Origin of the sequence: Kitasatospora humi, assembly GCF_020907985.1 — a bacterium.
Lineage (GTDB): Bacteria > Actinomycetota > Actinomycetes > Streptomycetales > Streptomycetaceae > Kitasatospora > Kitasatospora humi.
The window spans coordinates 31,821-52,456 of record NZ_JAJJPA010000042.1 but is presented as its reverse complement, the minus strand read 5'-3'; the positions used below and the strand labels follow the sequence as shown (position 1 = coordinate 52,456).

Annotated in this window: 22 protein-coding genes and 2 pseudogenes; 14 read left to right on the top strand and 10 right to left on the bottom strand. The window is 71.0% G+C overall.

What is annotated here, in order from left to right; all coding sequences use genetic code 11:
- Nucleotides 1-16 precede the first annotated feature (16 nt).
- Nucleotides 17-304, bottom strand: a pseudogene (locus LN042_RS28755) (BlaI/MecI/CopY family transcriptional regulator); the annotation flags it as partial.
- A gap of 257 nt (nt 305-561) precedes the next feature.
- On the opposite strand from LN042_RS28755, the gene LN042_RS28750 reads away from it, so the two are divergent.
- From LN042_RS28750 to LN042_RS28735, 4 genes are all read left to right on the top strand, one after another.
- Nucleotides 562-1,206, top strand: a complete 645-nt coding sequence (locus tag LN042_RS28750; protein WP_230054325.1) for a phosphatase PAP2 family protein — start codon at nt 562-564, stop codon at nt 1,204-1,206.
- Nucleotides 1,207-1,565: 359 nt separating this feature from the next.
- On the top strand, nt 1,566-3,236 hold the full coding sequence (locus tag LN042_RS28745; RefSeq protein WP_230054324.1) for a penicillin-binding transpeptidase domain-containing protein: 1,671 nt from the start codon (nt 1,566-1,568) through the stop codon (nt 3,234-3,236).
- A 227-nt stretch (nt 3,237-3,463) separates the two neighbouring features.
- Nucleotides 3,464-4,003, top strand: coding sequence for a Chromate resistance protein ChrB (locus LN042_RS28740; protein WP_230054323.1), 540 nt, complete (start codon nt 3,464-3,466; stop codon nt 4,001-4,003).
- A 33-nt stretch (nt 4,004-4,036) separates the two neighbouring features.
- Nucleotides 4,037-4,648, top strand: a complete 612-nt coding sequence (locus tag LN042_RS28735) for a cation diffusion facilitator family transporter (RefSeq protein WP_230054322.1) — start codon at nt 4,037-4,039, stop codon at nt 4,646-4,648.
- 247 nt (nt 4,649-4,895) lie between these two features.
- On the opposite strand, the gene LN042_RS28730 is transcribed toward LN042_RS28735, so the two are convergent.
- Nucleotides 4,896-5,120 carry a hypothetical protein gene (locus tag LN042_RS28730; RefSeq protein WP_230054321.1) on the bottom strand — a complete coding sequence of 75 codons (225 nt, stop codon included), beginning with the start codon at nt 5,118-5,120 and terminating at the stop codon, nt 4,896-4,898.
- 60 nt (nt 5,121-5,180) lie between these two features.
- Nucleotides 5,181-5,384, bottom strand: coding sequence for a hypothetical protein (locus LN042_RS28725; protein WP_230054320.1), 204 nt, complete (start codon nt 5,382-5,384; stop codon nt 5,181-5,183).
- Between the two features lie 315 nt (nt 5,385-5,699).
- On the opposite strand from LN042_RS28725, the gene LN042_RS28720 reads away from it, so the two are divergent.
- Entirely contained in the window at nt 5,700-7,820 is a 2,121-nt protein-coding gene (locus LN042_RS28720; protein WP_230054319.1) for a transglycosylase domain-containing protein, read from the top strand.
- Nucleotides 7,821-7,923: 103 nt separating this feature from the next.
- Here the strand turns inward: LN042_RS28720 and LN042_RS28715 are convergent, their stop codons facing one another.
- The gene (locus tag LN042_RS28715; protein ID WP_230054318.1) at nt 7,924-8,442 is read right to left on the bottom strand and encodes a MarR family winged helix-turn-helix transcriptional regulator; all 519 of its coding nucleotides are present in this window, start codon (nt 8,440-8,442) and stop codon (nt 7,924-7,926) included.
- 245 nt (nt 8,443-8,687) lie between these two features.
- Between LN042_RS28715 and LN042_RS28710 the strand changes: the two genes are divergently transcribed.
- From LN042_RS28710 to LN042_RS28685, 6 genes are all read left to right on the top strand, one after another.
- Entirely contained in the window at nt 8,688-10,079 is a 1,392-nt protein-coding gene (locus LN042_RS28710; protein ID WP_230054317.1) for a SulP family inorganic anion transporter, read from the top strand.
- A 116-nt stretch (nt 10,080-10,195) separates the two neighbouring features.
- Complete coding sequence (locus LN042_RS28705) at nt 10,196-10,585, top strand: BlaI/MecI/CopY family transcriptional regulator (protein ID WP_230054316.1); 390 nt, start codon at nt 10,196-10,198, stop codon at nt 10,583-10,585.
- Nucleotides 10,586-10,589: 4 nt separating this feature from the next.
- Nucleotides 10,590-11,525, top strand: a complete 936-nt coding sequence (locus LN042_RS28700; RefSeq protein WP_230054315.1) for a M56 family metallopeptidase — start codon at nt 10,590-10,592, stop codon at nt 11,523-11,525.
- Between the two features lie 182 nt (nt 11,526-11,707).
- Nucleotides 11,708-12,565, top strand: a complete 858-nt coding sequence (gene lgt, locus LN042_RS28695) for a prolipoprotein diacylglyceryl transferase (RefSeq protein ID WP_230054314.1) — start codon at nt 11,708-11,710, stop codon at nt 12,563-12,565.
- Nucleotides 12,562-13,401, top strand: coding sequence for a phosphatase PAP2 family protein (locus tag LN042_RS28690; RefSeq protein ID WP_230054313.1), 840 nt, complete (start codon nt 12,562-12,564; stop codon nt 13,399-13,401). Before lgt ends, LN042_RS28690 begins: the two co-directional genes overlap by 4 nt.
- Nucleotides 13,398-13,817: an arsenate reductase ArsC gene (locus LN042_RS28685; RefSeq protein ID WP_230054312.1), complete on the top strand. Its 420-nt coding sequence runs from the start codon at nt 13,398-13,400 to the stop codon at nt 13,815-13,817. The genes LN042_RS28690 and LN042_RS28685 overlap by 4 nt, the downstream gene beginning before the upstream one ends.
- 223 nt (nt 13,818-14,040) lie before the next feature.
- On the opposite strand, the gene LN042_RS28680 is transcribed toward LN042_RS28685, so the two are convergent.
- The gene (locus LN042_RS28680; RefSeq protein ID WP_230054311.1) at nt 14,041-15,489 is read right to left on the bottom strand and encodes an MFS transporter; all 1,449 of its coding nucleotides are present in this window, start codon (nt 15,487-15,489) and stop codon (nt 14,041-14,043) included.
- Nucleotides 15,490-15,660: 171 nt separating this feature from the next.
- Nucleotides 15,661-15,834: a hypothetical protein gene (locus LN042_RS28675; protein ID WP_230054310.1), complete on the bottom strand. Its 174-nt coding sequence runs from the start codon at nt 15,832-15,834 to the stop codon at nt 15,661-15,663.
- Nucleotides 15,835-15,942: 108 nt separating this feature from the next.
- Here LN042_RS28675 and LN042_RS28670 point away from each other — a divergent pair.
- Nucleotides 15,943-16,239 (top strand): annotated as a pseudogene (locus tag LN042_RS28670) (IS982 family transposase); the annotation flags it as partial.
- Between the two features lie 135 nt (nt 16,240-16,374).
- Here LN042_RS28670 and LN042_RS28665 read toward each other — a convergent pair.
- Nucleotides 16,375-16,815 (bottom strand): nuclear transport factor 2 family protein, encoded by a 441-nt coding sequence (locus LN042_RS28665; protein ID WP_230054309.1) that lies wholly within the window; start codon nt 16,813-16,815, stop codon nt 16,375-16,377.
- A gap of 123 nt (nt 16,816-16,938) precedes the next feature.
- Between LN042_RS28665 and LN042_RS28660 the strand changes: the two genes are divergently transcribed.
- The gene (locus LN042_RS28660; RefSeq protein WP_230054308.1) at nt 16,939-17,511 is read left to right on the top strand and encodes a TetR/AcrR family transcriptional regulator; all 573 of its coding nucleotides are present in this window, start codon (nt 16,939-16,941) and stop codon (nt 17,509-17,511) included.
- 168 nt (nt 17,512-17,679) lie between these two features.
- On the opposite strand, the gene LN042_RS28655 is transcribed toward LN042_RS28660, so the two are convergent.
- The 3 genes from LN042_RS28655 to LN042_RS28650 all read right to left on the bottom strand — a co-directional run bounded on the left by LN042_RS28655 (nt 17,680) and on the right by LN042_RS28650 (nt 19,038).
- Complete coding sequence (locus tag LN042_RS28655; protein WP_230054307.1) at nt 17,680-18,315, bottom strand: class I SAM-dependent methyltransferase; 636 nt, start codon at nt 18,313-18,315, stop codon at nt 17,680-17,682.
- A 30-nt stretch (nt 18,316-18,345) separates the two neighbouring features.
- Nucleotides 18,346-18,477 carry a hypothetical protein gene (locus LN042_RS37435; protein ID WP_283843938.1) on the bottom strand — a complete coding sequence of 44 codons (132 nt, stop codon included), beginning with the start codon at nt 18,475-18,477 and terminating at the stop codon, nt 18,346-18,348.
- Between the two features lie 93 nt (nt 18,478-18,570).
- On the bottom strand, nt 18,571-19,038 hold the full coding sequence (locus LN042_RS28650; protein ID WP_230054306.1) for an OsmC family protein: 468 nt from the start codon (nt 19,036-19,038) through the stop codon (nt 18,571-18,573).
- A gap of 758 nt (nt 19,039-19,796) precedes the next feature.
- On the opposite strand from LN042_RS28650, the gene LN042_RS28645 reads away from it, so the two are divergent.
- Nucleotides 19,797-20,288: a beta-class carbonic anhydrase gene (locus tag LN042_RS28645; RefSeq protein WP_230054305.1), complete on the top strand. Its 492-nt coding sequence runs from the start codon at nt 19,797-19,799 to the stop codon at nt 20,286-20,288.
- Nucleotides 20,289-20,636: the final 348 nt, after the last annotated feature.

The following is a 20,636-nucleotide window of genomic DNA, read 5'->3' as shown; positions in this document are numbered from 1 at the left end:
ATCACCGGCATACCGGTCAACACCGGTCCGGCAGTTCGGCGCCGAGGAGCCGGCGCAGCAGCCGCTCGTCGGTGGGGGACAGGTCTTCGAGGTGCCGGGTCAGTACGGTTCGGCGGTCGTGATCGTCCTCCAGCACCTGCCGCATGCGCCGTGCGTGAGCTCGTAGGAGTCGGTCACCGGGGGCGCGCGTAGGCGCGGCCCTGGCAGCGCGGGAGAGCACGTCCGTGTCGTGAAGCCGGGTCAGGACGGTCACCACCGGGCTGTAGGCGAGGTCGGTGCTCAGATGCTTCCGCAACTCGGCTGGGACGAGCGGACGGTGCGTCTACATCAGCAGGTCGAGGGACTCGGCCTCCAGGCGTCGATGGCGATGCGCCCGTCGTCTGTAGGTGGTTCGGCGTTCATGGTTGGGCTCTCCGGCGTTCATCGTCTACAGTCCTGTAGACACATCTACAGCGTGTAGAAGTTGGCGAGCGACGAAGGTCCTGGCTTCGACTTCTACGTGACTGTTTACGAGCCTCCTGGCCCCATCGGCCACCCCATTCACCCAGGGACGCCCACGCGATGACCGCTGCCCAGACCACGCTTGCCTTCGACGGCTCGCGCATCGACGGTGCGCTGTTCACCACCGTCACCGACTTCGCCCGCGACACGAAGTGGCTCAACACCCCGCTCATGCTGTGGACCAACGCCGGTCTCGGCGTGTTCGCCGTGCTGATGCTGATCGGCTGGTGGAACGCCCGCCGCAAGGACAGCGTGACCATGACCCTGGCGCTGGCCACCCCGGTGGCCGTGATGGTGGCATTCGCGGTCGCTGAGGTGGTCAAGAAGATGGTGGGTGAGCTGCGGCCGTGTCACTCGATGCCGCAGGACTACTTCGTCGACTCCTGCCCCGCGCCCAGTGACTACGCGTTCCCCAGCGGCCACACCACCGTCGCCGCCGCGACGGTGGCCGCACTGTGGCTGCTGGACCGGCGGTTGTCCGCGATCGCCGCCCTGTTCGCCGTCTTCGAGGCCTTCACCCGCGTCTACGTCGGTGCCCACTACCCCCACGACGTGCTCGGTAGCGCGATCCTCGCACTGCCCGTCGGCCTGCTGATCAGCTGGCTGCTCGGCCGTTTCGCTCCGCCGTTGGTGGCCAGGTTGCGCACCGGTGCGCTCAAGCCGCTGCTGACCGCCGAGCCGGCGGGCGCGCACGCCGCCCGCTGACCCCACCGTCCTGCCCGAGGGTGTCTCGCTGGCCGTTGTCATCATCGTGCCCGTCGTTGGCGCACCCATTCGGTCCAGTCGCGCCACGCGACCACGAGCTGCGGGCAGTAGCCGGTAAGGGCCTCGCTCAGCTCATCCTCCAGCCGTGATCGGTGGATCAGCGCAGAGGCATGGTCAATTCGTGAGCCCCGCTCGGTTCATCGACTGCTGGCGGCCAGACCGCCCCCGTGTGTAGCAACCACGTCACAAAGGACCGAGCGCTCCCCGGTTGGGGCGGGATGCTCATGCTGGACCCCTAATCTGCTCGCTAGCAGAGATATTCGGATGCAGAGCAGTCGGCTGCCAACAAAGGGGTACTGGTGCGCAAGAGCGTCGGGGTCGGCATTGCGGTCGTGTGTGGCGCGGCAGTTGCGGGGGCGGGCTATGCGGCGTACGGCCTGACCGGCGGGAGCGGGGCGACCCCTTCGGGGAGCCGGCCGGCGGCCACACCGCCGCGGACGGTACTGGCGACGCCGCCCACCGCCGCCCAGGCGTCCGCCGGCGCCAAGGCCTTCCTCGACGCCTGGGCCTCCGGCGATCCGCAGCAGGCCGCCGCGCTGACCGATGATCCGACGGCGGCGGCCACCGCGATCGCGGCCTTCCAGGACAAGGTCAAGCCCAGTTCCCTCGCCTTCGCCCCGGGTGAGTCCCCTGCCGTCGCTTCGGCTTCTCCTTCCCCGCAAGCCTCGCCCGCGGCCGACCAGCCCGGGGCGGTGCCCTTTCGTGCCACGGCTCAGTTCGCCCAGGCCACCGGGCCCTGGCAGTGGAACGGCACCCTCGACATGGAGGCGATGAGTGACGGCACCGCCGCCGTGCACTGGGCGCCGAGCGTGATCAACCCGCAGTTGAAGCCGGGGACTTCGATCTCCGTCCAGCCGGTCGCGGCACCCGCGACTGGTGTCGTCGATCGCAACGGCAAGTCGCTGGCCGGATTCCCCTCGCTGGCCCCGCTGATGGGCCAGTTGAAGGCAGCCGGGCCAACTCCTCCGGGAGACACGGGCAGTGCCGTCGAGATCACCGACGACAGCGGCAAGAGCGACCCGGTCACGCTGTTCGCCGTCACCCAGCCCAAGCCGCAGCCGGCGCTCAAGCTCACCCTGGACGCCACCTTGCAGGCGGCGGCGGAGAGCGCGGTGCAGCAGCAGTCGCAAGGCGGCACCCGCCCTGCATCGCTGGTCGCCGTCGAGCCGAGCACCGGGAACATCCTCGCGTTCGCCGACTCCCCCTCCAACGGCCTGAACCGGGCATTCCTCGGCGCCACCGCGCCCGGCTCCACCATGAAGGTGGTCACGGCCACCGCCCTGCTGGAAGCCGGTGACACCCCCGACACCACGGTCGCCTGCCCCAGCCAGACCACCGTGACCGGCCTGCCGCTGCACAACGACTTCACCGACGCCCGGCCCGACTACAAGCTCCAGGACGACTTCGCGCAGTCCTGCAACACCGCCTTCATCAACGAGAGCACCCGGCTGCTCAAGCCCCCCACCCTGCCCTCGGTGGCCAAGGACGTCTTCGGGCTCGGCCTGGTGTGGAAGACCGGCATCCCGAGCTTCGACACGTCGATCCCGCTGACCACCGACACCGCCAGCGCCGCCACCGAGTACATCGGCCAGGGCAAGGTGCAGACCAACCCGCTGGCCATGGCCTCGGTCGCGGCCACCGTGGCGAGCGGTACGTTCCGGCAGCCGATCCTGGTGCCCGGTCTCCCGCAGGTCCAGGCCGCACGCCAGCTGTCCGCCAACGTGCTGACCGAGCTGCGCTCGATGATGAACTACACCACCCACACCGGTACCGCCTCCGCGATCCCGGGCATTCCCGGCGACGTGGGTTCCAAGACCGGCACCGCCGAGGTGGACGGCAAGACGGCCAACAGCTGGTTCACCGCCTACCGCGGCAACCTCGCGGTCGCCTGCGAGGTCGAGGGGGCGGACTTCGGAGCGCAATCCGCAGGACCGGCCGCCGTCCAGCTCCTGAAGATCGGCAACAACTGACCCGGTACGGTGCGGATCGGCCCTGGAGAGCGCGATCGCTCCCATGCTTTCTGCGGTGCACGCTGGGCTGGCGGAGAAAGGGCCGTTCAGCCCCCACGGCTGAGTCCTTCCGACCGGGCGCGGGGGCGCCGGCGGGAGTTGTATGAAAAGAGAGGCCGAAGACCGGCGAGCGGTCGCCGGACGGTCCCGGGCACGGCAGGGGCCCTGGGCAGGGGCAGACTGTGCGCATGGCGGATGCGATCGAATGGCTGCTGCTCAGCTACCGGATTCCCACTGAACCGACTCGGCTGCGCGCTGGAGTGTGGCGCCGACTCAAGGCTCTGGGGGCGGTGTACCTGCAGAACGCGGTGGCGGTGCTGCCCGCCTCTCCGGAGGCGGAGCGGGCGCTGCGGGTGCTGCGCAACGACATCGGCGAGATGGGTGGCACCGCCCAATTGTTGCGGGCCGAGGCTCTGGCAGGGCAGGACGAGGTGGCGGCCGCCTTCAATGCGGCTCGGGACGAGGAGTACGCCGAGGTGCTCGGCCGCTGCCGGGACTTCCTGGCGGAGATCGAAGAGGAGACCGCAGGCGGGCACTTCAGTTACGCCGAGTTGGAGGAGAACGACGAGGACCTGGCCAAGCTGAAGTCCTGGCTCGACAAGATCCGCGCCCGCGATCGGTTCGGCGCCACCCGTCAGGAGGAGGCTGCTGAGGCTCTGAAGGCATGCTCGGCTGCCCTGGAGGGCTTCGCCGAGCGCGTTTACGCAACCGAGACCGGCCAGATGTGACAGTGGAAAACTAACGACCGTTACTCTCATGGCGTGACGAAAGATTCATTCGAGATCGTCGGGGCGCCCCGCGTGGCGCTGCTGCGTCGGGGCTTCGCCCTGGAGTACGCCACGCTGCTGTGGAACGTGGTCGGCATCGTTGTCCTGGCCGTCGCGGCGATCGGTGCGCGGTCGGTGGCGTTGGCCGGCTTCGGCCTGGACTCGCTGATCGAGATCGGTGCGTCCACCGTCGTGATCTGGGAGTTGTCCGGCGCTGGTGAGGAGCGTCAGAAGCGCGCGCTGCGGCTGATCGGTGCCGGCTTCGCCTTGCTGGCGGTGTACCTGATGGTGCAGTCCACCTGGGTGCTGGTCAGCGGCTTCCGCCCGCACCACTCCACGCTTGGGATCGCCTGGACGGCGATCACCGCGGCGGTGATGTTCGCTCTCGCCTTCGGCAAGGCCCGAACTGGCGCCGCCCTGGACAATCCGGTGCTGAAGACCGAGGGGCGGGTCACCCTCATCGACGGCTTGCTGGCCGCCGCCGTCCTGCTCGGCCTCGTCCTGAACACCAGCCTGCAGTGGTGGTGGGCCGACCCGGCCGCCGGCTATGTCCTCGTCTACTACGCGGTGCGCGAGGTGAAGGAGATCTTCGCCGGCGACCACTGAGCCCCGAACGCGGCAGGTGGGCCGCGATCGCCATGGCATCTCTCAGTCATGCGTCAACGACAGCGGGAACGACGCCATGCCAGCCGCCATGCCAGCCGCCATGCCGGCCGGCATGGCGGCGGTGTTCTTGGACCCGTGTATGTCCGGCCAGGTGAAACCGACATCTGGGCAAGGCAGATCAGGCCCCGGTCGCCGGTGGAGCGGGCGATTTGGCCGTCGACAGCCCACCACGCTGGCGTGTGTGGGTTCAGTGGCCGATCAACAACGCGAGTCCGAAGAGGGCGGCCCCAGCAAGGACCATGCAGGGCAGCGCCACGATCACGGCGAAGACTACGAGTTCACCGGCACGTACGACGGCTGCCGTGAGCGGATTCCGTGCGGTCGACGTCGCGGGCTGCTGCACCGCTCTGCGGGTGCGGGTGCGGTGAGCCGTTCTACCGGAGGCCTGGGAACCGTTGGTGGGCAGGGGCATGGAGGGCCTCCGGAAGGCGACGCGGCGCCGCCGGGCGCGCACGGGTGTGGGGCCTCGGGCTCAGATGCGTCCGAGTGCGAATATCAGGCAGGGCAATGCGGCGAAAGCCACGGTCATCGCGGCGGTCAGCAGGGGGCGGCTGATCTGGCGCCGCACGGTAGGCGACAGCACCCCGCCGACGAGGGCGAGATCCGCCATGGCGAGTAATGCCTGGAGCGTGATGGATGCGTCGGCGTCCAGCAGGTGATGGGTTGGCGGGATCACTGCGCGCTCCACTCGGGCGTGACGGCGGGGTAGGGGCGGGCTCAAGCTACTACATGCTGTAGAACTTGAATCCGACACCATGACGGGCCGTGCCGCCTCGGACTTGAGGCTGTGCGGTCGCGGAACTGCCGATGCGTTCGATGGAGGTGGACGGGATGTCATCTTCTACAGCATGTAGAATTTCGACGCGACTGTAGACGCTGGTCCGTCGGCAACGCAATGGCAGCCGTGCGGCGTTGTCCAGATGACCCAGCGCGGCCTGCGCTTCGGCGGGCCGCCGCTCGGTGACGGCACTACGGGTGGGGAGAAACGCATATGGCACGACGTCAGGGGCGCTCGACCGCGGGCGGATCGGCGCGGCGGTCGCCGGTGGCCCGGGCGGCGCGGGGGCTCAAGTTCGGGGTGCAGTTCCTGGGGGCCAGCAGTCTGGCCGGGGTGGTGGTGGCGGGGATGGCGCTGCCGGCGGTCGGCAGCGTCGGTGTGGGGGCGAAGTCGGCCGCGCAGGGCTTCGACAGCATTCCGGACGACTTCAAGGCGCCGCCGCTGTCCCAGGCGTCCACGATCTACGACGCCTCGGGCGGTGTGATCGCCAGCGTCTTCGACCGCGACCGCACGGTGGTTCCCAGTGACCAGATAGCCCCGGCCATGAAGTCCGCGCTGGTGGACATCGAGGACAACCGGTTCTACCAGCACGGGGCGATCGACCCGAAGGGCGTGCTGCGCGCACTGAAGAGCAACGCGGCGGCGGGCGGCACGGCGCAGGGCGCCTCCACTCTGACGCAGCAGTACGTGAAGAACGTCTTCGTGGACGAGGCGGGCAACGACCAGCAGAAGGTGCTGGAGGCGCAGCGGCAGACCATGGGCCGCAAGCTCCAGGAACTGCGGTACGCGATCGGTGTGGAGAAGACCCTCACCAAGGACCAGATCCTCACCAACTACCTGAACATCACCTTCTTCGGCGAGCAGGCCTACGGCATCGAAGCCGCAGCCGAGCGCTACTTCAGCGTCCACGCGAATGATTTGACGTTCAGTCAGGCCGCCTTGCTGGCGGGCATGGTGCAGTCGCCCACCAACTACGACCCGATCCTGCACATGGACGCGGCGACGAAGCGCCGGGACACCGTGCTGCAGAAGATGGCGCAGTACGGCGCCATCACCCAGGATCAGGCGAAGCAGGCGATCGCCGATCCGATCAAGCTGCACGTGACCGGGGTGCAGGAGGGGTGCATCACGGCTCGGCAGGGCGAGGGCTTCTTCTGCGACTACGTGCACCAGATCGTCCTCAGCGACCCGGCGTTCGGGCGCAGTCAGGCCGAGCGTCAGGCTTTGTGGAGCCGGGGCGGTCTGCAGATCCACACCTCGCTCGACCCCAAGGCGCAGCAGGCGCTGCAGGATTCGGTCACGCAGCACGTCTACCCGGGCGACCGGCCGGCCACCGCGATGACCGTCGTGCAGCCGGGCACCGGGAAGATCCTCGCGATGGCGCAGTCCCGTCCGTACGGCCTCGGCGCGCATGAGACGCAGCTCAACCTCAACGTGACGAAGGCGATGGGCGGTGGGAACGGCTTTCCGACCGGTTCGACCTTCAAGCCGATCGTCGCCGCGGCGGCGCTGGAGAACGGCATCGGCCCGGACCGCAGCTACCCGGCCCCGGCCAGCATGCCGTGGCCGGCGATGACCACCTGCCAGGGCGGCAAGCTCAGGGAGCAGGGCGAGGTGCGCAACGACAGCCCCGACCAGAAGGGTCCGTTCGCGATGCCGCAGGCGATGGCCGACTCGGTGAACACCTACTTCGCCGCACTCGAGGCCGACGCCGGGCTGTGCACGGTGGTGCAGACGGCCAACAAGCTCGGCATCACCGAGCAGGCCGACGGCTCGCCGATCGCGCAGGTGCAGTCGATGACGCTCGGCAGCAACAACCTGACCACGCTGGAGATGGCGAACGTCTACGCGACCTTCGCAGCCCACGGCACGTACTGCTCACCGGTCGCCGTCACCTCGGTCACCGGGCCGACCGGCAAGAGCCTGGACGTGCCGAAGGCCGACTGCCACTCGGTGATGTCGACGACGACGGCCGACACCATCACCGCCATGCTGCGCGGCGTGGTCCAGGACGGCACGGGCCAGCAGGCCGGCCTGACCGACCGCGACAGCGCCGGCAAGACCGGTACCACCAACAACGGCGCGCAGGCCTGGTTCGTCGGCTACACCCCCGATCTCGCCGCCGCCACCGTGGTCAGCGACACCGACAAGTACAACTCCCTGGAAGGCCAGTCGATGGGCGGTCACCGCATCGACCAGGCCTTCGGCGGGCAGGTCGCCGGGCCGATCTGGCGCGACGCCGTGGAGGGCGCCCTGGCCGGCACGCCCGCGAGCACATTCACCGCAGTCCAGCTGCCGCAGAGCCCTTCACCGAATCCGACCGCCACTCCATGACGACGGCCGTCGCTGACCTGCCGGTGCCATCGAGTCGGTAGCGGCATCCCCTCGAAGCACCGGAGCCGCCGACTCGGTGGGCTCCGGTGCTTCGAGGGGTTTCTCAATCCCGGCTGGAGGCCGGTGCGGGGAGCGCGAGTTCGCCGTGCAACTCTTCGACGAGGGCGGCCATCGCGGGCAGTGCGGCGCGCAGGGCCGCCCGCTGCTCGGGCGCCAGGGCGTCGAGGGCGGTGCCGATCCGCCGCTCGTGGGCGTGCTGCCAGGCCGCCAGCGCTTCGACTCCCGCCGTGGTCAGGCGCACGGCGGCCCGACGCCGGTCGGTGGCGTCCGTGCCCCGGTCGACCAACCCCGCCTCCAGCAGCCGACTGATCAGCCCCGAGACCGTGTTGGGCGCCAAGCGCAGGCGCTCGGCCAACTCACCCGCACGGGCCGGCTGCGCCTCGCCGAGCGACTGCAGGACCTCGACCTGCGCCATCGGGAGGGTCTCCCACGGGTAGTCGGAGCGTATTGACGCGCGCAGGGCACGGCGCAGCCCGGTGATCGCCTCCGTGAGCAGCCGGGTGTCCGAGCCCTGTTGTTCAGCGGTCGTGGCGGTGGGGGTAGGGATCGACGGGCTTGCCATGCACCAACCCTAATGCCCCCGCAAACCCGGGAAGTTTGCCTGCGGGGACACGACCTGGCTAGGGCGCATGTAGGGCATTCCGGTCGGCGACACGCCACGGACCGTCTGTCGCCACTCGAACGGCCCACGCCGAGCGGGGTCAGCGTGGCGAACCGCGCGGTGCTTCTGGTGACCTGGAGGGCGGTAGGCCGCCGGCCCTGACGGGTCGTCGGCGGGTTCGACACCGCCGTCCTGGGAGGCGCGAGGTGGATGATCTCGATGCGGATCGGGTGGAGACGGGCAGCGCGCGCATCCCGGCGGCGAGGGTCGCCGGCGACGCGGCGACGCCCGGCGAGGCGGCCGGGCCCGCCAACAGTCGGCTCGGGTGGCTTCCGCGGCTGAGCATGGCGGATGTGGCGGCCGGGCTGATCACGGCGCTGTTCAGCGTGCCGGAGGGGATGGCGTACGCGGCGATGGCGGGTTTCCCCCCGGGCTCGGGGCTGTACACCGGGGTGTGGCCGGCGGTAGTGGGCTCGCTGCTCGCCCAGACACCGCTCATGGTCACAACGCTGACCAGCGCCATCGCCCTCACGTCGCGCGGAGCGCTGCGGCACGCCCATGTGGATCCGGCGCTGCCGGGCAACGTCGCGGCGCTGACGCTGATGGTCGCGCTGGCCATGGCGCTGTTCGCCCTGCTGCGGCTGGGCTCGGTGCTGCGGCTTGTTTCGGCCGGGGCGATGACCGGGTTCACGGTGGGCATCGCGCTCCAGATCATCACTGGGGCCCTGCACGACGCGACCGGCTTCCGGGCCCACCACCACAACCGGCTGCTCCGCGTGCTGGTGTGGGCCGCGCATCCGGGCGGGTGGTCGGTGGCGGCCACCGCGGTGGCGGTGCTGACCATCGTGATTTGGGCCTTGGCACACGCGCTGCCGGGTGCGCACTCGCTCGCGGTGCTGGTCGCGCTGGTGGTCGCCACCGCGCTGGTGCACGCCTGCGGGCTGGCGGTGCCGCTGGCCGGCTCGCTCGGCCGGATCCCGGACGGTCTCCCGCCGTTGACGGTGCCCGCCTGGCACGTGATGCCCCATCTGGTGGGTGGGGCCTGCTCGGTGGCGCTGGTCGCGCTCGCCCAGGCCGCCGGGATCGCCCCGGTACGTCCGGCCGCGCCGGGCGGGCCGGCGGCGGGCCGGGCGCGGGACATGCTGGCGCAGTCGGCGGCGAACGCGGCTGGTGCGTTCTGCCATGCGCTGCCGGCCGGCGGCTCGCTCTCCCGCACCGCCGTGTCCACCAGCGCGGGCGCCCGCACCCGCTGGGCCGGGGTGGCGTCCGGCGGTGTGCTGGCTCTGCTGCTGTGCGGACTGGGGAACGGGGTCGGGCTGATCCCGCTGCCGGTGATCGGAGCCCTGCTGATCGTCATCGGGGTCAAACTGATCGCCGGCCGGGCGCCCGAGATCCGCGCCGCCTGGCAGGCAGGTGCTGGCGAGCGGGCCGTGATGGTCGCCACCTTCCTGGCGGCCACCCAACTGCCCCTGCAGTACGTGCTGCTGCTGGGCCTGCTGCTCTGCCTGCCGCGTCTCGCCGCCGACCGCCGCCGCATCGTCCCCCGACCCGCCGACACCACTCCCCGGCCGACTGCCGGGCCCCCTGGGCTCTGGTGACCGGACGCTGGGCCGGTGATCGGCGGAGTGGACCGAGAGCGAGGGCGGGGCATACTGGCGGCAGTCGCCGCACCGAACAGCTCACGGGCGGTGCGGGACGTCGGCGGATGAGGTGGATGACGAGCGTGAACGGCGTGGAGCAGTCGAACGGCCGCCGGTCGGCCGGTCAGCTGGAGAACAACGTGCTCGCGGTGCTCTGGGCGGCGGACGGCGAGCTGACGGCCGTCCAGATCAACGAACGGCTGCCCGGCGGCCTCGCGGTCACCACCGTGCTGACCATCCTGTCCCGCCTGATCGCCAAGCGCCAGGTGCAGCGGCACCGGCAAGGTCGCAGCTACGTCTTCGCCCCGGTGCGGGACGAGGCTGCGTACACGGCAGACCAGATGTTCTCACTGCTGGATCGCGGCTCCGACCGGCAGGCGGTACTGGCCCGCTTCGTGTCCGGGCTCAGCGAGGAGGACGAGCGGCTGATGAAGGACCTCCTGCAGGACCGGGAAGGCCGGTAGCCCGATGCCGCTGTCCGTCGCCGTCCCGCTGGCCGTGTGCGTCCTGCTGGCCGTGACCGCGCCGCGGCTGTCCCGCGCCCTGGTGCCGCGGGTGGCGGCATGGATGTTGACCTGCGCCGCCGCCGTCGGCGCGGCGCTCTGGACAGGCGCCCTGGCGCTGCTCGCGTTCGCCGGACTCGGCCGGGTCCGCGCCGTCGCGGCGCTAGGGCCCTGGTCGGTGTCCTTCCTGCACACCCAGGACCCCGTGAGCACCCCACTCGCGTGCGCTGCCGGAACGGTCTTGGCCGGGTGTCTGGCCTGGGCTGCCGTGACCGCCTACCGCCGAGGCCGGGTCCTGACCGCGGCCTACCGAAAGGCCGCGCGGCTGCCCGACGACCGCGAACTGATCGTCGTCGACGCACCACGCATCGAGGCCTTCGCGCTGCCGGGCCGCCCCGGACGCGTGGTGGTCTCCACCGGCATGCTGCGCTCGCTGGAGCCAGCCGAGTGGGAGGCGGTGCTCGCCCACGAACAGGCCCACCTGCGCCACCACCACCACGCCTTCCTCCACGTACTGCACCTGGCCGCCGTGCTGTGCCCGCTCATGCTGCCACTCGCCCGCGAAGGGGAGTACGCCGTGGAACGCTGGGCGGACGAGGAGGCCGCCGAAGCCGTCGGCGACCGCACGCTGCTGGCCCGCGCACTGGCAAGAGCCGCACTCGCAGGACAACCCGCCCACCCGGCGCCAGCGGCCACCGGCGGCCCGGTGCCGCGCCGGGTCCGGGCGCTGCTGAGCCGGCCGCCCGCGCGCCGCAGGACCGGCTCCCTACTGGTGGTGACCCTGCTGCTCCTGCTCGGCCTGGCAGGCCTGGGCCAGGCCACCGCCGACACCAGGGCGCTCTACGAGCAGGCCCTGCACACCTACGCGGTGCGCCACTGCGGCGGGCATCCCTGCAGGTAGAAGCCCCGGGCGGGCGTCCGGCGGAGATGGGCGTCCGGCGCGAACTACTACACGCTGTAGAATGATCCGGTCGCGCCGCTGCCCACCTCGTGCACGGAGGCCCGATGCTCCCCCGGGCTGCGGTCCGGAAGTGCAGCGGTCTGCCGCGGCCCCTCCTGCCCCGCACGGAAAGCGGCCTCCGCATGCAGCTGCTCGCCTACCTGCCCAGCCCCTCCCAGGGCGTCTGGCACCTCGGACCGGTGCCCATCCGCGCCTACGCCCTGTGCATCCTGACCGGCATCGCCGCAGCCGTCTGGCTGACCCGCAAGCGCTGGGCGGCGCTGGGCGGCAACCCGGAGGCGGTCGCCGACATCGCGGTCTGGGCCGTGCCGTTCGGGATCCTCGGCGGGCGCCTCTACCACGTCATCACCGACCCCGAGCTGTACTTCCTGCCCGGCCGCCAGCCGATCCGCGCCCTCTACATCTGGGACGGCGGCCTGGGCATCTGGGGCGCGGTGGCGCTCGGCGCGGTAGGTGCCTGGATCGGATGCCGACGCCGGGGCATCCGCCTGTCCGCCTACGCCGACGCACTCGCCCCCGGCCTGGTGCTGGCCCAGGCGATCGGCCGCTGGGGCAACTACTTCAACCAGGAGCTCTACGGCAACCCCACCCACCTGCCCTGGGGCCTGCTGATCGACCCGGCCCACCGACCGGCCACCACCCCCGACATCGCCACCTACCAGCCCACCTTCCTCTACGAGTGCCTCTGGGATCTCGGCGTGGTGCTCCTGCTGCTGTGGGCCGACCGGCGCTTCACCCTGCGCCCCTGGCGCCTGTTCGCCCTGTACGTCGCCGCCTACACGGCCGGCCGCGGCTGGGTGGAGGCCCTACGCGACGACCACGCCAACCACATCCTGGGCCTGCGGCTCAACGACTGGACCTCACTGATCGTCTTCACCGCCGCCTGCGCCTTCCTGCTGCTCACCCGCCGCACCACCGAGCCGGATGCTCCGGCGCAGGCCGCCCAGCCCGTCGCCGGCCTCGCGGAGGAACAGTCGTGAGCCCCACCCCCACGCGTCAGCACACCACCGTCGAGACACGGCCCGCCGCCGCACCGACCGCCGTCGCGCCCCGGCGCGGCCTGCTTCCCGCCCGCTGGATCCGGGTCGGTCGGCCCGCGTGGTGGGCCGAGCTGGTACTGATAGTCGCCGGCTGGATGCTCTACAACACCACCCGCAACGCCGTGCACAGCCAGCGGGGTGCGGCGCTGCGGCGGGCCGGCGAGGTGCTGCACTTCGAGAAGAGCCTGCACCTGAGCTTCGAGCAGGCGGCCAACCACGCAGCCGACAAGATCACCTGGCTGATCGTCGGCATGAACTACTACTACGCCACGCTGTACATGGTCGGCCTGATCGGCGTGCTGCTCTGGCTCTACTGGCGCTACCCTGGCCACTACCGGGCCGCCCGCACGGCACTCTGCGTCACCTCGGCCACGGCCCTGCTCGGCTTCTACTTCTTCGCGCTCGCCCCGCCGCGGTTCCTGACCAGCGCGGGCTTCATCGACACCGTGGTGGTCCACCACACCTGGGGGTCCTGGGCCTCCGGCTCGGTGGACAGCGTCTCCAACCAGTACGCCGCGATGCCGTCCATCCATGTCGCCTGGGCCACCTGGTGCGGCGTCGTGATGTTCCGGCTCGCCAAGAAGCCGCTGGTGCGGGCGTTGGGCGTCCTGTTTCCGCTCACCACCTTCGCGGTGATCGTGTGTACCGGCAACCACTTCGAGGCCGACGCCGTCGCCGGTGCCCTGATCGCCGCCACCGGTTTCGCGGTGCAGCGCCTGCTCACCGGCCGTCCCACCCTGCCCCGTCCAACTGCCGCAAGGAGGATCCGCGCATGAGTGACTCCACGGTCCCGTCCGTGCTGTTTGTCTGCGTGCGCAACGCCGGCCGCTCCCAGATGGCCGCCGCTCTCCTCGAACACCTGGCCGGCGGCCGCGTCGAGGTCCGCTCGGCGGGCCCCTCGCCGGCCCGCGCGGTCAACCCGGCCGTGGTCGAGGCCATGGCCGAGGTCGGGATCGACATCTCCGCCAGGAAGCCCCGGGGCCTGACCACCGAACTGGTCGAGGCCGCCGACGTGGTGATCACCATGGGCTGCGGCGATGCGTGCCCCTACTTCCCCGGTAAGCGCTACCTGGACTGGCCGGTCGACGACCCGGCCCGCAAGGAACTCGCCGACGTCCGTCCGATCCGCGACCAGATCGCACGCCGGATCCGCGGCTTGCTCGGCGAACTCGGCATCGAGCCCACCGCCTGACCGCGGCCGATCCGGCCCGAGGCGTGCTGCGGTGCGTGGGCGCCCCTCCGTGGGGGGAGGGGCGCCCTCGCGCCGCAGCACCGGCGGCGCAGCGGTCGGCGGCGACTCACCCGTCCGGGGACCGAGGTGCAGTCGTGTTGTGGTGGCACCGTGGACGCCTGGCAGTACCTGTCGGTGCCGGCCGGGTGGTTCGTGCTCGTGGAGCCGTGGGCGGTCGGACCGGTCACTCGTCCTCGCCGGTCGCCGGGCGCCGGGACTGGAACGTGGTGACCAGCGCGAGGATGGCGAAGGCCAGCAGGGCCAGGACGGCCGTGCGCGCCCCGTAGGTGTCGCCGGCCAGGTGCAGGCCGAGAGTGACGACGGCGACGCCGATGGCGGTGCCGAGCCCGCGGGTCATGTTGACCATGCCGCCGCCGACGCCGGCACTGCTGCTCGGGATCGCCTTCATGACCAGCGTGTTGTTGGCCGGGATCAGGACGCCCAGGGAGAGTCCGAGCAGGGCCAGGGTGTAGGGCAGGGTGGTCGCGTGCTGGGGTAGGGCAGCCAGTAGGGCCAGGGCGGCGACGCACCCGAACGCGCCGGCCTGGCTGCGGCGCGCGTTCCCCCAGGTGGCCGGGAGCAGGCGCTCGGCGCTCGTGGCGGCCACGGCGAACCCGACCGGCAGGGCGGTCAGCACGAGTCCGGTGGTCAGTGCGCTGGTGCCCTGGCGGGTCAGTTCGACCGGGACCAGGACGAGCGGGCCGAACAGCACCAGGTAGCCGCACAGGCCGGCCAGCAGGCCCGGCCCGAGACGCGCCGAGCGCAGCAGCGCGAGGTCGATGAGGGGATCGGGTCGCCGGTTCTGCCGTCGCAGGAAGGCCCAGCCGGATCCGGCGCAGACGAGTGCGGGCAGGACGGCGGTCCAGGCGGGCAGGCCCAGGCCGGAGGCGACGGACAGGGTGAGCAGCAGTGCGGTGGTGGTGCAGCCGAGCAGGAGGACGTCGAGCACGTCGATGCGGGCACCTGCCGTGCCCTTGCGGGTGCGGGGCAGCAGGTAGTGGCCGGCGACGAGGGAGAGGATGCCGATGGGGACGTTGACCCCGAAGACCCAGCGCCAGCCGAGGCTGGTGACCAGCAGGCCGCCGACGGTCGGGCCGAGCGCGAGTCCGACGGCCTGGCCGGCGGCCTGGATGCCGAGGGCGGCGCGCATCTTGCCGGGCGGCGCGCTGGTGGCGACCAGGGCCACGCTGTTGGCCTGCATCATCGCCGCGCCGAGCGCTTGCACCACGCGGAAGACGACCAGGGTGGCCAGTCCGGGGGCGAGTCCGCAGGCGGCGGAAGCGGCGGTGAAGACGGCGAAGCCGTAGAGGTACATCAGCTTGCGGCCGTGCAGGTCGGACAGGCGCCCGACGGGGACCAGGAAGGCGACCAGGGTGAGCAGGTAGCTGAGCGAGACCCACTCGACACCGGCCAGGGTGCTGTGGAACTCGGTGCGCAGCGGCTGGTAGGTGAGTGTGACGATACTGGCGTCCAGCTGGCCCATGAACGCGCCGAAGCAGACCGTGGCGACCGCCAGCCGCCAGGCGGCGGGGTGGTCGCGGATGAACGTCGGGCGCGGGCGCTCGGTGGTGAGCAGCGCGCGGAGGTCGGCGGTGAGGTGCGCGCGGCGGGTGGGGTGTTCACGGACCGGCATGCGGGACTCCCCCAGGACGGCCGGCGCGCGGCTGGGCGCACCGGGGTGACCGGACCACGGTGGGTTCGGCGTACAGAACGATTATATCCGCTACCGACATAATCGGATGCCGATGTGGTCGACGTGCGACGAAAGGCGGACCTTCCGGGTGCGGGAGCATGCCGGTGCCGTTCAGGCGGAGGGGTCGACGGCTGCGGGCTTTCCACGGGCCGCGATCAGCAACGGCGCCCAGGCCGCGCCCGTGAGCAGGACTGCGAGCAGCAAGGCGTACCGGAGCGTCACCTGGACCTGGGCGGTCGGCGGGGTCTCCCACGGGTAGTCGGAACGTATCGAGGGGCGCAGCACGCCGCAGGCCGGTGACGGCTTTGGCGGGCAGGAGGGTGTCCAGTGCGGCCGGTCCGACGTGCTCGGACGCGCTCGGTCGGGCCGGGGCAGGAATCGCCATGCAGCCGCTACTTCGGCCGCGACTTCGAGGACCAGTTGGCGGGCGGGGCATCCGGCTGCTGCGCCCTGCCCGCAAGGGCGAGCCCGAGCGGGCTGGGGCACAGCTGTTCAAGCCGCTGCGGCAGGTCATCGAGTCGATCAACGAGACCTTCAAAGGCCAGCTCGACCTGGAACCACCGCGCTTGCACTCCCGGCGGCGTGATCGTCCGCGTGCCCCAGCGGATCCTCGCACTGACCGCCGCCATCTGGCACAACCACCGCACCGGCCGGCCCGTCATGCGGTCGCTGACCGCCTATGACCACTGACCAGTATTCAGACCGCCGGCACTGCGGGGGCTGGAACGGTTGCCTTCACGGCGAGTTCGGTAAATGACGCTGCTGACAAACACGCCACAGGCCCGAACCGTTGGAGCTGGCCTCGGCTGGCTGCCCGCGCTCGTGCTACCGGCCTTCCAGTGCCGCCACCAGCTGCGGCAGTTCGCCGCCGGCCACGACGAGGGTCAGGTGGTCATGGAAGTCCCTGCTATGGACGATCAGGCCGTCGCGCACCCGCAGCACCTGGATGTTGGCGGACTCGAAGTTCTGCCCGGTCACTCGGTGGTGCACCCGGTAGTCCCATTCGGCGACGATCACCTCCGGGTCGTCGGTCTCCCGGATCACCACGTTCGCCGGGGTCAGTTCCACGGGTGAATGCGCGGCCACCGCCGCGAACCGCTCCGCGAGTGCTGCTCGCCCCTCGCTGCGGCGCGGCCCGACCGGCTCGAAGACCGTCTCCACCACGGCGTCCTCGGCGTAGAGGTCGGCCAGTTCCACGTACCGGGCCGCCTGGATGCCTTCGAGCAGCTTCTGGAAGACCCCGCGTGGTGACAGCGTCTCGGACATGCCCAACCCCGATCGGTCACGCCGCTATAATATGAGTAGCGGCTCATGTTGCATGACGATACGGACTGGCCGCTCATGTTGTCCAGCATGGCTTCGCCGTGCGGCGGGGAAGGAGTGGCAGGGGTGAGCAGTGCCCAGGAGCGCCCGCTGCGGGCGGACGCGGCCCGCAACAGGGCCAGGCTGCTGGACGTCGCCACGGAGGTGTTCACCAGTCAGGGCACCGACGTGCCGACGGAGGAGATCTCCCGGGCCGCCGGGGTCGCGGTCGGCACGCTCTTTCGGCACTTCCCGACCAAGGAGGCGCTGCTGGTGGCGGTGATGGTGCGCAGGCTGGAGGCGATCGCCGCCCGGACCGAGCAGCTGGCCGCGGAATCCGAGCCCGCCGATGCCTTCTTCGCATGCTTCCGCCTGGTCATCGATCAGTCCGCAGGCAAGGACGAGTTCACCCGGGCGCTGGCCGCCTCCGGGGTGGACGCACACGCGGCCCTCCAGGAGTCCAGCACGGTGATCCAGAACCGGCTGGCCGAGCTGCTGGCCGCAGCGCAGCGGGCCGGGGCGGTCCGCCGGGAACTGGGCCTACCGGAACTGATCGCCCTTATGATCGGCACCGGCGTGACAGTGGAGCACCTCGAAGCTGACCCGATCGCCCGTGAACGGATCTTCGAGGTGGTCTTCGACGGACTGCGGCCACGCTGAACCGAAGGCCCCCGGACCCCCACCCAGACCTTCCACGACGGAACACGGCCAGCTCCCGACTGACCCGTTGGAATTGATCATCCAGGCTGGCCCACCGGTATGGTCCCCGCCACCGACCCGCCGGCCGGCCCGGGTCCCGTGGTAAGGCCGATGGCGCGGCCGGGCGGCTCAGCGGGGGCGTTCGAGACGGACGAGTGCGTCGATCGCCTCGACAGGCGGGCCGTCCGGACGCGGCACGGGCCGGCGGACGCGTTCGGCGCACACGGTGGTAAGCCCGAGGCCGGCAAGGTCGTTCAGCACGTCGTCCGGGGCGAACAGGACACGGGCGTCCTGAGGACCGCCGACGCCGTCGGTGAGGTTGCTGGTGTCGTGCCCGACGACCAGCAGCGTGCCGCCGGGGGCGAGGGCGGCCGCAGCGTTCCGCAGCGCGGTCGCGCGCTGTTCGGCCGGCAGCTGGAGGTAGGCGACCAGGACGAGGCCGAAGCCACCAGGTTCCGGACGGTACGTCAGCACGTCGGCCCGCACCAGTCGGAGGCGGTCGGCGATCTCGGCCGACTGGGCGGCGGCGAGGTGGCGGGCGCGCTCCAGCGCCACACCGGAGAAGTCGACGGCTGTGACCTGCCAGCCCCTTGCCGCCAGCCAGATGCTGTTGCGGCCCTCGCCCGCGGCCAGGTCCAGGGCCCGGCCGGGCGGCAGCCGGGCGGTCTCGCGGACCACCCACCGGTTCGGCTCGACACCCCACACCGGCTCAGCCGCCGAGTACCGCGCGTCCCAGGCGCCGCTGTCCGCTCCGGTCCCACTCATCGCTCCGACTCCTCTCACCCTGGTGCCCGTTCAGGCCGCCTCGGCGGCGATCCTGCGATGCACCTCGGCCATGTCGATCGCAAGGATCCGGCGGATGACCTCCTCCGGCGCGCCCTCCGGCAGGGCGCCGACGCGGGAGAAGAGGACGACGCCGTCGCGCACCGCCGGCAGCGTCGGGATGGACGAAGTCCGGAAGGCCGCGGCGAGCTCCTGCTGCGCCTGGGTGCGGGTATCTCACGGCAGGTCGGCGGTGGGCTATTCCGCCGTGCCGGACCGGCACAACCCAATCTCGACCGTCGGCGGCTGGTGGAGTGTGTTGTGGACGGTGCAGTGGGAGGCGACGGCGAGCAGGGCCTCGTGGCGGGACGGGTCCAGGCCGTCGGGAACCTCGATCGACACCGTCAGCCCGGACACCCGGGCCGGGCGGTCAGTGGCCATCGTGAAGCCGGCGCCCACCCGCAGCCCCTGGGGATCGACGCCGTGCCGGGCCAGGTACCGGCCGGCGTAGAAGGCCACGCACGAGACGAGCGAAGCGGCGAACAACTCCGTCGGCGTCGGTCCGGTGTCCGTTCCGCCGTCGCCGACCGGCTGGTCCACCACCATCCGGTGGCCGCGCACCGCCACCGCGAAGCTGTCACCGGACACGTGCTCGACCACGATCCGGCCCGGGGGAAGCGGCGCGTCAGCGGGGGGCGGCGGGGTGTGCTGCGCGGGATCGGTCATGCCTCTGCTCCTGTTCCGACCGGCCGCCGAACGAGGAACGATCGATGGTGCGTCAGGTTCGGTCTCCGGTGTCTCTGGCTGAGGTATACGCCATGGGATGCGGACGGATCGAGGACGACACCAGGGAGGTTCGGCCATGCGGGGCAGAGCAGCGGCGCGTAGCACCCGTTCCGCCGTCCTGCCCGGCGGCACGTTCCACCGGCACGGAAGAGCCGTCCTGTCTGCGGCCGGCTTCACGGCCCCGGACGACAACAACATGAGCCCGTTCGACGCGCGGGTCCTTGCAGGTCCTGACTCCGCAAGGAGGCCCGGATGGGCCTTCCCGGACGCGTCCCTGGCTCCTCCCGGCTGGCCGGGACCAGCTGACGGGCTGCGGTTCCGGGCTCAGCGGCCGAAGCCGTACCAGGCGGATTGCCCGGCTGCAGGCTGTGGGCCGCGCTGCGGCGGATCGGCTCGGCCAGGTCGTGCTCGCCCCGGTGGTCCAGGATCGACAGCACGTGCGCCTTCGCGGCGGTCCCGGGGCACAACCACTGCACGCCTCGCGTGCCCAGGGCGGCGCCCTCTTGGCGCCGCAGCCGACGAGTTCGCGGAGGCGATCGGCGGGGTGATTCCTGATGAATTGCGGCCCCGGCACCTGTTCAGCCCCGGGCGTTCGCCGCGTTCCGCGAGTTTAATGAGAAGCAGAACTCGTGACCTCGCCGGAACCGGGTGACGAGCGCGCCGGCCCTCGCTGGCACTCACAGAGGAAGAAGGTCCCGGTGTCGGCCATCGACCAGTACTTGAAGAACAACGAGGACTACGCCGCGACCCGTTTCCCGGGCCTCCTGCCCAGATCGCCCGCGAAGCACATCGCCGTCATCACCTGCATGGACTCCCGCATGGACATCTATGCCGTCCTGGGCCTGCAGCCCGGCGATGCCCATGTCATCCGCAACGCTGGCGGGATCGTCACGGACGCTGAGATCCGCTCGCTCGCGATCAGCCAGTGCGTCCTGGGCACCAGCGAGGTCATCCTGGTCCACCACACCGACTGCGGGCTACTCAAACTCACCGGCGACGTCTTCAAGGAGCAGATCCAGTCCGACGCCGGGTTCAAACCGAGTTGGGTGGAGCCGTCCTTCAACGACTTGGCGGCTGACGTCCGCAGCTCGATCGCGCGGGTCAAGCTGTGCTCGCTCCTTCCGAACCGCAGCATGGTGCGGGGTTTCATCTACGACGTCAGAAGCGGGCGCCTGAACGAGGTCACCTGAGATCCCGCAACCGCTGCCGAGGAATCCACCCCGCCCCCGGCACCACCGGTGCCTGCGCTCACGCCTTCGCGCGGGCACCGCGGGGACGGTGCGACCCGAGCCGGTGCCACGCTGGTGGTGAGGTGGGAATACACACCTGCATCACGATGGCGATGCGGTCCTCGCGTGGGAGCGTAGGCCACAAGGACAGGAAACGATCATGAAGCTTCGGGCGGTACACCCGATTCTGGTGGGGGTCGACCCAGGACCCGAGGCCGAGTTGGTCGTTCGTTTCGCCGCTCATGAGGCAAGTCTTCATGGCGTGCCCCTGCAGCTCTACCACGCCCTGGGCCGTGGCCGGAACATGAC